Below are 13,298 nucleotides of genomic sequence, written 5' to 3'. Positions count from 1 at the left end.
CGAGCGCGGAGGAGCGTGCGGCGGCAGCCGAGGAGGCTCTGCGCGCAGCGCAAGGCGAGAGCCTGCGCCTGTCGCAGGAGCTGGCCGAGCTGCGCGGCAAGACCGATTCGGCTCGCGCCGAGGCGCGTCGCGCCGAAGAGAAGCTGGCGGCCGTGCGCCGCGAGTTCGAGGACATCGAGCGCCAGCGCGGCGAGGCCGAGCGCACCGTGGCCCAAGCGCGTCCCTCGGTGGAGGCGCTCGGGCAGAAGCTGGCCGCTCTCAAGCAGGAGCTGGAGTCGGCAGCCGCGCGCTACGAGGAAGCGCAGGAGGCGGTGGTGCCGCTTCGCAAGGAGGCCGCGCGCCTGCGCGACGCGCTGTCCGAAGCCAAGCTCAAGGCCGCCACGCTTTCCGAGCGGCAGACGTACACGAGCCGCGTGGTGGACGCGCGCACGCGCGATTTGGAGGCCGTGGCATCGAGCGACGCCGAGGCGCGCGAGAGCCTTGTGAAGAAGCAGGTGGCGCAGCGGCGCATCGAGCCCTTGCTCGCGCTGTTCGAAGAGCTCGTGGCCAGCGCCCGTCGCTGGACGCGCGACCTCGAGGAGGCGGCCACCGCTGCGCAGGATTCCTCGACGGGCCTGCACAACGCCGTGAACGAGGCGCGCGCCCGAGCGCGAGCCGCCCACGACGCCTTCGACGACGCCAACGCGCGCCTGTCCGCCGCGCGCGTGGACAAGGGACGCTTGGAGGTGCAGGTGGACGCGGCGGTGAACGCCATCGTCCACGACTGCAAGGTTCCGCTCGACCGCGCGCTCGAGACGCCGGAGCTGGAGGATCGCGGCGCCACCGAGGACGCGGCGTTCAAGCTGCGACGCCGCATCGCGAACATGGGCACCATCAACCCGGACGCCGCCGAGGAGTACGAGCAGCTCAAGACGCGCTACGACTACCTGGCTGCGCAGCTTTCGGACCTGGACGGCGCGCGCCGCTCGCTCGCCAAGATCGTCCGCGTCATCGACGCGCGCATGAAGGACGACTTCGTACGCACCTTCGACGCGGTGAACAAGAACTTCAGCGAGATATTCGCCGTGCTGTTCCCGGGCGGTTCGGCCGAGCTCACGCTCGTGGATCCCGACGATTTGGAGAATACGGGCGTGGAGGTGACGGCGCAGCCTCGCGGCAAGCGCATCACGAAGATGATGCTCATGTCGGGCGGCGAGAAGTCGCTCACGGCGCTCGCGCTCCTGTTCGCGGTGTACCGCATCCGCACGACGCCGTTCTACATCCTCGACGAGGTGGAGGCCGCGCTCGACGACTCGAACCTGCGCCGTCTCACGATGTACCTCGACACGCTTCGCGACACCACGCAGCTCATCATGATCACGCACCAGCGGCGCACCATGGAGATGGCCGATATGCTGTTCGGCGTGTCCATGCAGGCGGACGGCGTGACGAAGGTAGTCAGCCAGAAGCTCGAGAACGCGCTGCGGCACGCGGAATAGCTTTTGACCTGCGTGTTGCGAAGGCCGGCGGGCATGCCGTGCTCAAACAGTCCTGAGCTCGCACGAAACGCCCGCTGGGCGTTTCGGCTCGTGCGGAACTGCGCGCGGCACGCCCGCCGGCCTTCCTTCATGTAGAACGCGTTCCGAACCGGTGACGTTTCGAGCTTCTGGCTGCGAGAGGAGGAGATGAGGATGAGACGGAGGGGCGGGGTAAGTGTCTCATCCTCCGGTTGCGGATCGCTACTTCACTAGCACGTGGACGATGGTGGCGGCTGCCCAGAGGAACAGCAGCACGCAGTTGGTCTTCGCTAGCACGTCGAGCACCTTGTTAGACAGCTTCTCGCCTTTGATCAGCACGTCCGCGTTCAACAGCGAGAACATGAGTATCACGAGCGAATAGCTGGACATGTTGCCCTCGTTGCCCGTGAAAAGGGAGTGGAAGAACCCGATCCACAGAAGGGGCAGGGCGATCAGCGTGATGATCCGGAACGCCCGGTTGCCGCGCTCCTTGCCCCAAGGGGAGCTTTCTCCTGATGCGAAATTTCCTGCTGCCTGCTCGCTTGCAGCCGACGCTTCCAAACGCTCTTCAGCCATGATGGGACGCTCCATTTCCAGATAGAGTATAGTGGGAAGATCGAAGATTGTTCGCTTGCAAGCAGGCTCATTGTAGCATAGTATCCATCATGGATATACGAGAGGAACGAAATGGCGAAGAAGAGCCCGTACGAGACGGGGGAGCTGTCCGACAGCATCTTCCTGATCCTGCTGGCTACGCTCGAGCCGGTGCACGGCTACCGGATCATGCAGGGCGTCGAGGAGTCCACGGACGGCGCGGTGAAGATCGGGCCGGCCACCATGTACACGACGCTCAAGAAGCTCAAGGCGGCGGGGTGGATCGTCGAGATCGCCGAGGACGAGAGCCGCATCCTGTACGCGGCCACCGACGAGGGGCGCGCGGTGCTCGAGCGCGATTTCGTTCGGCGCAAGCGGCTGGTCGCCTTCGCGGAGGCGCAGCTGGGAGAGGCGGGCGAGGAGAACCATGGCTAGATACCGGTTGTGCGGCGGGTTGGCCATTATGCCGGAGCACGACATGGCGATGCTCGCGGACATGAGCGCGCGGGGATGGCATCTGAGCGGGTTCTCGTGCGGGATCCTGTACCGCTTCGAGGCGGGCGAGCCCCATGCTTACGACTACGCGGTGGACTTCCAGCGCGACTTCTCGGCGGAGGCGCAGGAGCTGTACCGCATCGGCGGCTGGCAGAGCGTGGCGCTGGGGTCGTCGTGGCAGATCGTGCGCGCCGAGGCCGGCGCCGTCCCGCTGTACACCGACGACGACGCGCAGGCCGAGACGATCGGCGCGAGCCGGGCGGGCTTGGGCTGGGCGGCGCTCGTCTGCGCGCTGGCGGCGGCGCTGCTCTTCGCGTTGCAGGCGCGGCTCTCCGCCCAAGGCAACGTGCCGGGGTCGTGGGCGTGCCTCGCGGCCTGCGCGGTGTTCGCCGCCGGGTTCGTGTTCTCGTTCTTCCCCTTCGTCGGCTATACGCGCTCGTTGCGCAAGATGCGCAGGGAGCAGGAGGAGGATCCGCGCCGCTGACGCGCGGCCCTATTTGGGATACACTGTTCAGGCGACCAAGAAAGGAGCCCGACATGGGATTTTTCGATAGGATCAGCGAGGGGCTTACCCGCTCGCGCGACAAGTTCAAGGAGCAGATGAACGTCCTGCTCGACCGCGGCCCCGATCTCGACGAGGAGTTCTGGGACGGCCTCGAGGAGACGCTCATCCTGGCCGACGTCGGGGGCGCCGCGGCCGCCGAGATCGTGGAGGGTCTGCGCGATCAGGCCACGCGCAAGGCGCTGCCCGACGCCTACGCCGTGCTCGACCTGCTGAACGACCAGATCGCCTCCACGTTCACGGAAGGCGGCGAGGACGTGCTGGGCGGTCAGCCCGCGCTCGTGCTGTTCGTGGGCATCAACGGTACCGGCAAGACCACCACGGTGGGCAAGCTGGCGAAGGAGGCGACCGATGCAGGCCGCACGGTCATCCTCGGCAGCGCCGACACGTTCCGCGCGGCGGCCATCGAGCAGCTGGAGGTGTGGGCGGAGCGCGCGAACGTCGAGGTGGTCACCCGCGAGCGCGGCAGCGATCCGGCCAGCGTGTGCTACGACACCATCGAGCGCGCCGAGAGCCGCGGCGCCGACCTCGTGCTCATCGACACGGCGGGGCGCCTTCACACGTCGGCCGACCTCATGCGCGAGCTGGAGAAAGTGGTGAACGTGGTGCGCAAGCGTTCGCAGCTGCCTGTGTACACCGTGCTGGTCACCGATGCCACCACCGGCCAGAACGGCCTTTCTCAGGCGCGCGAGTTCGACCGCGCGCTCGATTTGGACGGCGTCATCGTCACGAAGCTCGACGGCACCGCCAAGGGCGGCATCGCGCTGGCCGTGTCCCACGAACTGGGGCTTCCCGTGCTCAAGATCGGCGTGGGCGAGGGATTGGACGACCTGCGCGACTTCGACGCGCACGATTTCGCCCGCGCGCTCGTAGGCGAGTTCGACGAGCGGGCGTAGCATGGCGTTCGTCCAGGTCCATCATGACCCCGACGTGCTCGAGGTGCGCGTGCCGTTTCAGAACATCTCCACGAACGACACGAACTGTTACATCGTGAAGGACGGCGACGAGACGCTCGTCATCGACACCGGAGCGCCGTCGGACGAGGGCTTCGCTATCCTCGATGCTGCGTTGACCGAGCTCGATGTCGACCGCACGCGGATGCGCTTCTTCCTCACGCACCTGCATCTCGACCATGCGGGGCTGGTCGACCGCTTGGCGCTGCCCGGCGCGAAGCTGTACGTGAGCCCCGTGGACTTCGAGTCGGTGCGCGCGTCGCGCGCGGCTTCATCCTATGATGCGGCGCGGCGCGCGTTCACGGCCGAGGGCGTGCCGCCGTCCGACGCGTCGGGGTACGCGCGCTACGCCGTGGAGCCGCGCCTGTTCGACGCCTCGCGACTGGAGCTCGTGGCGTCGTGCGACGGCGATGCCATCGAGGTGGGGCGCTACCGGTTTCGCGTGGTGGAGACGCCCGGACACACGCCCGGGCACTTGGCGCTCTACGAGCCCGAATCGCGCATCCTGTTCGGCGGCGACCACGTGCTGTTCGTCATATCGCCCAGCATCGCGCTGTTCCCCGACGGAGCGGACGGGTTGCAGGCCTACCTCGACAGCCTGGACAAGGTGCGGGCGCTGCGCTGCGAGAAACTGTTCGTCGCGCACGGCGAGCCGCGCGACGATTTCGACGAGCGCATCGGCTGGCTGCGCGATCACCACCTGGAGCGCCTGGAGGAGACGTGCGGCATCGTGCGCGACCGGCCGGGGCTGGCCGGCGAGGAGGTCATCCGCGCCATCAAGTGGAACGTCCCGTATCCCACCTGGGAGGAGATATCCTTTGTGCAGCGCTGGTGCATCGTCACCGAGGGCGTCGTCATCCTCAACCACCTGGTCGGCAGCGGCGCCATCCGCCGCGAGAAGGACGAATCGGGGATCAATCGGTATTTCTAAAGGGCGGCGTATCCGAGCGCGAGACGCCTTTCGGCGCCGTACGTTGGAAAAGCGTTCCGAACGCGCTTCGCGGCGCGATGGTAGAATGAGCGCATGGAGGAAACGCGGACATACCTGCTGAAGCTCTACGACGACGACCTCGCGTCGTTCACCTTGGTGCGCGACGCGAGCGGCGCCGTGCGTTGCGCGAGCGCGGAATGCGACGAGTCGGAGCGCGGGCTGCTGCCGTTTCGCGTGACGGGCGACGCGGCTTCGTTCGAGCGGTGGATCGAATCGCGCACCCTTTCGAAGAACCGGACGTTCGCCTCCCGTATCGTGCGCCAGTACGGCATACGGTTCGACGACGCGATGCAGATGCTCGACGCGTGCAACGGCCTTTCGCTCAACGATGCGTATTGGGTCGTTCCCGACGGGTCGAAGGCGATGTTCGCGGAGAAGAACCTGTACGAGAATCCGTTCGACGAGCTCGTCGCCACGGCGGCGTTCTCGGGCGTGATCGACACGTCGAGGGTGCCGGAGGGACTGTCGGGCGAGCTGACCACGAGCGGCCAGTTTCCGAAAGCCTGGCGCGTCGTCGACGGCGAGCGCTATCTGTACAAGGCCGGCGCTCCCAACTCGAACGGGCTCGAGCCCCATGCCGAGTACTATGCGGCGCAGCTGGCCGAAGCCCTGGGCTTTTCCCATGCGTCCTACGATCTGGCGCGATGGCATGGCGAGTTGTGCAGCGCCAGCCCCTTGTTCACGAGTCGCGACACCGGCTTCGCGACGTTCTCCAGCATGTTCGGCACGCTGTCGTTCGACGAGGTGGCGGCGGTCTACGTCGAACAGGGGACGGAGGCGTTCGAGCGTTTCTCGGAAATGACGGTCTTCGACGCGCTGATCGCCAACGACGATCGTCATCTTGGGAACTTCGGATTCCTGTTCGACAACCGGACGCGCTCGCTCGTTTCCGCTGCGCCCATCTTCGACAACAACCTGTCGCTGTTCATCCGCGACATCGACGCGGGTTTGACGGCTTCCGACCTGGATCGATCAGCCGCGTGGTACAAGAGCCCGTCGAACGTGCTGCTGGATTATCAGGCGAAACGCGTGATGACGGACGACCTGCGCGATCGTCTCGCGACGCTGCGCGGCTTCGAGTTTGCTCCGCACTCCGACTTCCCGCTCGACGAGCGGTATACGGAGCTTTTGAACGGCTACATCCGCTTGCGGTTGGAAGCGTTGTTGGGACTGTCCTGATCTTGCGTTCCTGAAGATTATGGCGTGGTTGAATCGGCTGTCTGCAAAGCTGGTTTTTAGAAATCTATGAGATCTTTGACCTTGATATCGAGTCCATCGGCAATCCTGCACAAGAGATCGATCCCGACGCTCACCTGGCCGCACTCGATTTGCCATAAGTGAGTTTGGTTCGTACCCACCATAAGAGCGAAACGACGTTGGGAAAGGTGTTGCTCCTCGCGCAGCATCTTTATTGTCTTGCCCAGTATTATTCTACGGCCGTCGCTTTTCATGGTTTCAGAGTATGTGCTACACTTCCTTTGATGACTTGCTATAACAAGTCATCAAAGGAAGTGTACAAGGCTCGGATTAATTCGATTAGAGCGACTAGTGGAAAGCAGTTGCGCTTTGTTAAGGAGGGGCGGAGTGAAAACGATGAGGGGTCTAACGACTGCTTTTAGCTTGATCGCTGTACTTTGCTTGTTCGGATGTTCGGGCAACGGAGTCCATGATGCAGGTGATGAAGAGCAAGAAGATGCTAATTTGCAACCTGCGTTCGTGTTAAAAAGCATCGATGCTCACGCTACAATTCATGATGGTAGTGCGGTCAACGTGGTTCAGAATATAGCAACCATGGAACTCGACGATAGAGGAAATGTTATCCGAGCGGTTTATCGCAACCAGGACAGCGGCTCCGATATCGTGGTCGTCGAGTCGGAGTTCGATGAGAGGGGTTTTCCAGTCGGACGAATCGTTGAGAAGAAGTTGTCAGACGAAACTGCAGGTACCGTCGTAACTTCGACGAGGTTCCAATGCACTCCGGACGGCGAAGGGCGACTATTAAGTGCTGAGTGGGAATCTGAAGTGAGCTTTGGCTCCGATAAAGTTACTCGTGCTTCTGGCGTGGATCGCTACTCGTATAGTCCAGAAGGTGGTTTGGCGGAAATATCAAGCGAATCGAAAACGGAAAATGGGGAAAGCTATGCGAGATCGTCGTGTTATGACGAAACCGGGTTTCTTATCGGCGTGAGCGGCAACTACGAAGATGATAGCTACTCGAAGTCATGCGAATACGATGAGTCTGGTAGATTGGTCGCTGTTTCTGTATCTCAAGAAGGTCTTGGAGTGATTGAGGAGCGCGCTTTCGCTTATGATGACTACGGAAATCTCAAATCCATTTCGATAGCTAATGCATATGCTTCAGCTTACTCTTTTGAGTATGAATACCAAAAAGTAGAAAATCCTTCAACAATGGCTTCGATTCTGTCGCGTGCAGGACAGACGATGTTTGGCCAATTGACGTAGAATGCGCTACCGCATAAGTTTTTCGTATCCAACGCTCTTGTGAAAGTGCATCTGAAAAATGAATAGAGGAACGGCTTTGAAGATCTTTTACTTTTTCGAAAGGGATGTCGATCGAGGTTCGGGTAGCTTTGCTGCGGGATGCTTGTTGGCAGTGTTGTCCATAGTCTTTATGATAGGCGTTCCTGCGCTTTTGCCCGCGTATTTCATGTCCTACAGCATAGAAGAAGCTGAGAAGGTCGCTATGGCTTTCGTGTTAGGGAGTGGTTTGCTGACCCTTGTGATTGCTGCGACTGCCTTGACTTTATGTTGTAAGACGAGCAGAAGCTTTTCAGACCTTTTCATATCTTGTTTCTGTCCGACCGCAGTCGTTTCAAGCATCGTCTATTGTGCTGGCTATTGGACTGCCGAAGGGCATACGAGTGATGCTGATATTGTCCCTATGATATTCTCGAGTTTGATCATGTGCTTGCCGATGTTCGCGATACCGGCAGGTATTGCCGCGTCGATAGTATTCTTGATTATTCGCAGGAAAGCTCATGTATGTTAAAACGGTGGGGCAGAAATGAGAGCCTGTCGTCATTTTCCTTCCGCTGCGTTCTGTCGAAGGGTTCGCGCGCGTTTGCTCTGACGGTCGTGGACAGGTGACATTTTGCGACGAGTACTATGGTGATACGTTCTGCGGAAGCATTTCTTTTGGGTACGATGCAAGAGGAAATCTGGAACGCATGGAATACGAAAACGGATCGTGCGTTACGTTTGAGTACGAAGAAGAAAACGAGCTCCATCCTTTCGATCTTGCGATTTCCAGGGTGATTCCGATGAAGAGCTTATAACCGTCCGAACGCGTTGGTTTGCTCGATGGCAATAAAGTATTCCGAATGCGGAATACTTTATTGTTTCCTGTTTGAAAAAGTATTCCGCAACGGATGCCTCCGCGGCGGATGGTTCTGACGAGCGCTCGGATTGCTTGTGTGTTTGTGGCTCGGCGGGTCTTGCTGGCGTATAATTCCATGCATTACGCTCAATCGACGCATACGACGAGGAGTCATCTACCATGCTCGAGAACCTATCGACGCGCCTGCAGGGCATATTCAGCGGTCTGCGCGGCAAGGGTCGCCTGACCGAGGACGATATCAACGACGCCATGCGCGAGATCCGCATGGCGCTTCTGGAAGCGGACGTCAACTTCAAGGTGGTGAAGTCGTTCGTCGCCCGCACGAAGGAGCGCTGCCTCGACGCCGAGGTGCTCGATTCGCTCACGCCGGCGCAGAACGTCATCAAGATCGTGCTCGACGAGCTGACCGAGCTGTTGGGCCGCACCGACAGCAAGCTCGTCCTGAGCAGCCGCATCCCCAACGTCATCATGCTGGTAGGCCTGCAGGGCTCCGGCAAGACGACGGCTGCCGCGAAGCTGGCCTACCGCCTGAAGCAGGAGAACCATTCGCCCCTGCTCGTGGCCTGCGACGTGTACCGCCCCGCCGCGGCCGACCAGCTGGAAACCCTCGGCGGCGAGATCGGCGTGCGCGTGTACCGCGGCGACGGCCAGGATCCGGTGAAGATCGCGCAGGAGGGCATCCAGGACGCCATCGACAACCTGCGCGACGTGGTCATCGTGGACACGGCGGGCCGTCTGCACGTGGACGACGAGATGATGGACGAGGCCGAGAACATCAAGCGCGCCGTGAAGCCCGACCAGATCCTCATGGTGGTGGACGCCATGACCGGCCAGGACGTGGTGAACGTGGCCAGCGCGTTCTCCCAGCGCGTCGACTTCGACGGCGTCATCATGTCGAAGATGGACGGCGACGCCCGCGGCGGCGGCGCGCTTTCCATCAAGCAGGTCACCGGCAAGCCTATCAAGTTCATCTCGTCCGGCGAGAAGCCGGACTCGCTCGAAGAGTTCCACCCCGACCGCATGGCGAAGCGCATCCTGGGGATGGGCGACGTGGTCAGCCTCATCGAGAGCGCCGTCAAGGTGCAGCAGGAGGAAGTGGAGCAGGAGCAAGCCGAGCGCATGATGCGCGCGAACCTCACGCTCAACGACTTCATCGATATGAACCGACAGATCCGCAAGATGGGCGGCGTGTCGAAGCTGCTGTCGGCCTTGCCGGGCGGCGACAAGGCCATGGCCGCCGGCCAGGTGGACGAGAATGCGTTCGACCACATGGAGGTCATCATCAACTCCATGTCGAAGGCCGAGCGCGAGAAGCCCGAGCTGTTGAACGGCTCGCGCCGCGCGCGCATCGCGGCCGGTGCAGGCGTGAGCGTCTCGGACGTGAACCAGCTCATGAAGAAGTTCAACGAGACGAAGAAGATGATGAAGAAGATGATGCCTGCCGTGGAGGAGATGCAGGGCGGCAAGAAGGGGAAGAAGGGGAAGAAAGGCCGCAGGCGCCGCATGGGACTGCCCGGCGGCATGGGCGGCATGAACATGGCCGACCTCAAGAAGCTCCAGGACATGCTGGGCGAGTAGCGGTTCGTCCTCGTAGGATCGATCGGGCGCGAGGTTCCGCAAGGGTTCTTCTCGCGCACACGCAACGAAAGGAGGCGCATATGGCGTTGGAGATACGGCCGTACCGCGAGGAGGATCTCGCGGGCATGATCAAGGTATGGAACGAAGTAGTGGAGGCGGGGGAGGCGTTCCCGCAAGTCGAGCCCCTCACCATGGAGACGGCGCGCGCGTTCTTCGCCGAGCAGACGCTGACCACGGTGGCTGCGATCGACGACAAGCTGTTCGGCCTGTACATCCTGCATCCGAACAACGTGGGGCGCTGCGTGCACGTGGCCAACGCCAGCTACGCCGTGGCGTCCAGCGCGCGCGGCTTGGGGCTGGGCCGCGAGCTCGTGAAGGACTCGCTTGCGCAGGCCGCCCGCAAGGGCTTCCGCGGCTTGCAGTTCAACGCCGTGGTGGCTTCGAACGAGGCCGCCATCCACCTGTACGAGGACCTCGGATTCACGCGCGTGGGCACCATACCCGGCGGCTTCTGCAGCATACTGGGCAATTTCGAGGACATGCACATCTATTACAAGGATTGCTTCGGCGCGGCGCTTCCCAGCTGAGGTTAGCCACGCGCCCGGTCCGAGCGCGCCTTGTCGCCGCATGCGCATCTTCGCTCCGAAAACACGCCTCAGCGCGTGGAGCGTGTTTTCGGAGCGAAGATGCATGCGTTGCATGCCTCGCTGCCCGCCAAACGTGGGATTTTCGAGGATGCGGGAGGTCGGGGATGCGCTCGTAAGTCCGGCGCGTTACAATTCTGCTTGGTAATCGCTTGTCAAACAGCAGATTACGCCGTATCATAAGCAATTGCTGTTTTCGCTGCACCGCATACGCGCTGCACGCATCGAATCGAATGTAAGAAGCAAAAGGAGTTCATCTTCATGGCAGTCAAAATTCGCCTGGCCCGTCACGGCGCCAAGAAGCGCCCGTACTACCGCATCGTCGTTGCCGATTCCCGCTGCCCGCGCGACGGCAAGTTCATCGAGGAAGTGGGTCGCTACAACCCCTGCACCGAGCCTGCCATGGTGCAGTTCGACCTGGAGAAGGTCGACCAGTGGATCAAGAACGGCGCCCAGCCGACCGATACGGTTGCCAGCCTGCTGAAGCGCGCTCGCGAGAACGCGTAAGCATCATGGCCGAGCAGACGGAAGACATCGTCGGTCTCGTCGAGTCCGTCGTGCGCCCGCTCGTCGAGTTTCCCGACGATCTGGAGATCACGTCGAGCGATGCCGAGGACGGTTCTATTCTCGTCGAAGTTCGCGTGAACGAAGAAGATGCCGGCAAGGTCATCGGTCGCCAGGGGCGGGTCATCAAGGCCATCCGCACGTTGGCGCGTGCCGCTGCATCGCGTACGAACACCCATGTCGAAGTGGAGCTTCTCGACTAAATGCGTACGTGGGCGAACGTTGCCGAGCTATCTAAAACGAAGACCTTGACAGGAGGGCTCGTCGCGCGCTGCGCGCCGGGTCTTCCTTTTTTGCTGGAAGAGGGCATGGAGGTGGCCTTCGTGCCGCCTCGGCACGATGCGCCGCGCCGTGCGCGCGTGCTGTCCGTGCAGGACGCGGGCAGAGACGCCTTCCTCGTGACGTTCGAAGGCGTCGACTCCATCGACATCGCCGAGTTGTTGGTGGGGTGCAGCTGCCTCGTACGCCGCGCCGATCTGCCCGAAAGCGCGCTGGCCGCCGAGGCCGACGGCTTGGAAGGCTTTGAAGTGCACGACGCGCGCGCGGGCTTCGTGGGCGTCGTGGAGTCGGTGGTGGAGAATCCCGGGCAGTTCCTGCTGAGCGTCGCGCCCGCCGACGGGGGCAGGCGCGTGCTCGTGCCGCTTGTGGACGCGCTGGTCGTCGGTTTGGACGAGGACGCGCGCCGCATCGACGTCGACTTGCCGGACGGCCTGCTGGACCTGTAGCGGGCCGCGCCCTCGCCCCCGCGCCCGAAAGGACCCGCCCGTGATCATCGAAACGTTGTCGACGTTCCCCGACATGTACGCCTCCGTCATGGGCTCCTCCATGATGCGCATCGCCCAGGAGAAGGGCATCCTCGAGTTCAAGGCGCACGATCTGCGCGACTGGACCCACGATCGCCACCGCACCACCGACGACGACCCGTACGGGGGCGGCGACGGCCTGGTGATGAAGTGCGAGCCCATCTTCGAGGCCTACGACGACATCGCGGGCGCGGGCCCGCGCCCGACCACCGTGTTCCTGTCGCCGTGCGGTGAGCCGTTCACGGACGCCGTGGCATGCGAGCTGTCGCGCGAGGAGCGCCTGCTGTTCGTGTGCGGCCACTACGAAGGCATCGACGAGCGCGCCTACGCGCTGGCCGATCGCGTGATCTCGCTGGGCGACTACGTTCTGACCAGCGGGGAGCTGGCCTCCATGGTGGTCATCGACGCCGCCGTGCGCAAGCTGCCCGGCGTGCTGGGCGCCGAGACGGGCGCCCTGGGCGAGAGCTTCGCCGACGGCTTGTTGGAATATCCCCAGTACACGCGTCCGGCGACGTTTCGCGGCATGGGCGTGCCGCCGGTGCTGCTGTCGGGCAACCACGCGGCCGTAGCCGACTGGCGCCGCAAGCAGAGCCTCGAGCGCACCGCGCGCCTGCGACCCGATCTGCTCGAGGACGTCGATCTGAGCGCGGCCGATCGCGCCTATCTTAAGGATCTGGGCCTGTGAATTCCGGAGAGCACGCTGCGTACCAGAAGCCCGGCATCCTGCGCCGCTTCTTCGGCCTGCTCGCTTGGACGGGCTTCGTTGCGCTGCTGTCGTGGCTGACGTTCGTGTACGTGGGGCACGCTTATGCTGTTCCCACCGGCTCGATGGAAAAGACCATCATGACCGGCGACCGCGTGCTTGCTGAGAAGGTGAGCTACTACCTGCGTGACCCGGAGCCCGGCGACATCGTTATGTTCGAAGACCCCGATATCCCCGGCCGCCTGCTGCTCAAGCGCTGCATCGCCGTGGGCGGGCAGACCGTGGACATCAACGACGAGGACGGCCTCGTGTACGTGGACGGCGTCGCGCTGCGCGAGCCCTACACCGACGGCCTGCCCACGTACACGCTTGCCAGCGACGTCTCCTACCCCTACACGGTGCCCGAAGGCATGATGTGGATGATGGGCGACAACCGAACGAACTCGCAAGATTCGCGTTACTTCGGCGCCGTGTCCGTCGCGTCGGCGGAGGCGCGCAGCGTGGCGGTGCTCTGGCCCTTGGGCGACGTGGGCCTGCTGGGATAGCCTCCCGCCTCT

The 13,298-nt window shown here is 62.8% G+C and carries 16 protein-coding genes; 14 read left to right on the top strand and 2 right to left on the bottom strand.

Annotation, left to right across the window (positions count from 1 at the left end; genetic code table 11):
- The coding region (locus tag HMPREF1023_RS02130) for an AAA family ATPase (protein ID WP_009304501.1) at nucleotides 1–1,478 on the top strand (1,478 nt) is incomplete at its 5' end.
- A gap of 240 nt (nucleotides 1,479–1,718) precedes the next feature.
- Here the strand turns inward: HMPREF1023_RS02130 and HMPREF1023_RS02125 are convergent.
- Nucleotides 1,719–2,072 carry a hypothetical protein gene (locus tag HMPREF1023_RS02125; protein WP_009609139.1) on the bottom strand — a complete coding sequence of 118 codons (354 nt, stop codon included), beginning with the start codon at nucleotides 2,070–2,072 and terminating at the stop codon, nucleotides 1,719–1,721.
- 111 nt (nucleotides 2,073–2,183) lie between these two features.
- Between HMPREF1023_RS02125 and HMPREF1023_RS02120 the strand changes: the two genes are divergently transcribed.
- The 5 genes from HMPREF1023_RS02120 (at nucleotide 2,184) to HMPREF1023_RS02100 (ending at nucleotide 6,270) form a co-directional block, all read left to right on the top strand.
- Entirely contained in the window at nucleotides 2,184–2,525 is a 342-nt protein-coding gene (locus HMPREF1023_RS02120; protein WP_009304499.1) for a PadR family transcriptional regulator, read from the top strand.
- Complete coding sequence (locus HMPREF1023_RS02115; RefSeq protein WP_009304498.1) at nucleotides 2,518–3,069, top strand: DUF2812 domain-containing protein; 552 nt, start codon at nucleotides 2,518–2,520, stop codon at nucleotides 3,067–3,069. The genes HMPREF1023_RS02120 and HMPREF1023_RS02115 overlap by 8 nt, the downstream gene beginning before the upstream one ends.
- Nucleotides 3,070–3,122: 53 nt before the next feature.
- Nucleotides 3,123–4,043, top strand: a complete 921-nt coding sequence (ftsY, locus tag HMPREF1023_RS02110; protein WP_009304497.1) for a signal recognition particle-docking protein FtsY — start codon at nucleotides 3,123–3,125, stop codon at nucleotides 4,041–4,043.
- Between the two features lies 1 nt (nucleotide 4,044).
- Nucleotides 4,045–5,031 (top strand): MBL fold metallo-hydrolase, encoded by a 987-nt coding sequence (locus tag HMPREF1023_RS02105; protein WP_009304496.1) that lies wholly within the window; start codon nucleotides 4,045–4,047, stop codon nucleotides 5,029–5,031.
- A gap of 93 nt (nucleotides 5,032–5,124) precedes the next feature.
- Nucleotides 5,125–6,270: a HipA family kinase gene (locus HMPREF1023_RS02100; RefSeq protein WP_009304495.1), complete on the top strand. Its 1,146-nt coding sequence runs from the start codon at nucleotides 5,125–5,127 to the stop codon at nucleotides 6,268–6,270.
- A gap of 56 nt (nucleotides 6,271–6,326) precedes the next feature.
- Here the strand turns inward: HMPREF1023_RS02100 and HMPREF1023_RS15875 are convergent, their stop codons facing one another.
- On the bottom strand, nucleotides 6,327–6,542 hold the full coding sequence (locus HMPREF1023_RS15875; RefSeq protein ID WP_009304494.1) for a helix-turn-helix domain-containing protein: 216 nt from the start codon (nucleotides 6,540–6,542) through the stop codon (nucleotides 6,327–6,329).
- A 142-nt stretch (nucleotides 6,543–6,684) separates the two neighbouring features.
- On the opposite strand from HMPREF1023_RS15875, the gene HMPREF1023_RS15125 reads away from it, so the two are divergent.
- From HMPREF1023_RS15125 to lepB, 8 genes are all read left to right on the top strand, one after another.
- Nucleotides 6,685–7,554, top strand: a complete 870-nt coding sequence (locus HMPREF1023_RS15125; RefSeq protein ID WP_157011139.1) for a hypothetical protein — start codon at nucleotides 6,685–6,687, stop codon at nucleotides 7,552–7,554.
- A 1,054-nt stretch (nucleotides 7,555–8,608) separates the two neighbouring features.
- A complete protein-coding gene (ffh, locus tag HMPREF1023_RS02085) occupies nucleotides 8,609–10,027 on the top strand; it encodes a signal recognition particle protein (protein ID WP_009304492.1) in 1,419 nt (472 codons plus the stop codon).
- Nucleotides 10,028–10,107: 80 nt separating this feature from the next.
- Nucleotides 10,108–10,614, top strand: coding sequence for a GNAT family N-acetyltransferase (locus HMPREF1023_RS02080; protein ID WP_009304491.1), 507 nt, complete (start codon nucleotides 10,108–10,110; stop codon nucleotides 10,612–10,614).
- 318 nt (nucleotides 10,615–10,932) lie between these two features.
- On the top strand, nucleotides 10,933–11,178 hold the full coding sequence (rpsP, locus tag HMPREF1023_RS02075) for a 30S ribosomal protein S16 (protein ID WP_009304490.1): 246 nt from the start codon (nucleotides 10,933–10,935) through the stop codon (nucleotides 11,176–11,178).
- A 5-nt stretch (nucleotides 11,179–11,183) separates the two neighbouring features.
- Complete coding sequence (locus HMPREF1023_RS02070; protein ID WP_009304489.1) at nucleotides 11,184–11,438, top strand: KH domain-containing protein; 255 nt, start codon at nucleotides 11,184–11,186, stop codon at nucleotides 11,436–11,438.
- 45 nt (nucleotides 11,439–11,483) lie between these two features.
- Nucleotides 11,484–11,960, top strand: coding sequence for a ribosome maturation factor RimM (locus tag HMPREF1023_RS02065; RefSeq protein WP_227100872.1), 477 nt, complete (start codon nucleotides 11,484–11,486; stop codon nucleotides 11,958–11,960).
- A 40-nt stretch (nucleotides 11,961–12,000) separates the two neighbouring features.
- Nucleotides 12,001–12,723 (top strand): tRNA (guanosine(37)-N1)-methyltransferase TrmD, encoded by a 723-nt coding sequence (gene trmD / locus HMPREF1023_RS02060; RefSeq protein WP_009304487.1) that lies wholly within the window; start codon nucleotides 12,001–12,003, stop codon nucleotides 12,721–12,723.
- Entirely contained in the window at nucleotides 12,720–13,286 is a 567-nt protein-coding gene (gene lepB, locus HMPREF1023_RS02055) for a signal peptidase I (protein WP_009304486.1), read from the top strand. The genes trmD and lepB overlap by 4 nt, the downstream gene beginning before the upstream one ends.
- The last annotated feature ends 12 nt before the right edge of the window (nucleotides 13,287–13,298 follow it).

Source organism: Eggerthella sp. 1_3_56FAA (assembly GCF_000185625.1).
GTDB classification, from domain to species: Bacteria; Actinomycetota; Coriobacteriia; order Coriobacteriales; family Eggerthellaceae; genus Eggerthella; species Eggerthella lenta.
Note: the sequence above shows the minus strand (reverse complement) of the source record. Positions and strands in the feature narration are given on the sequence as shown.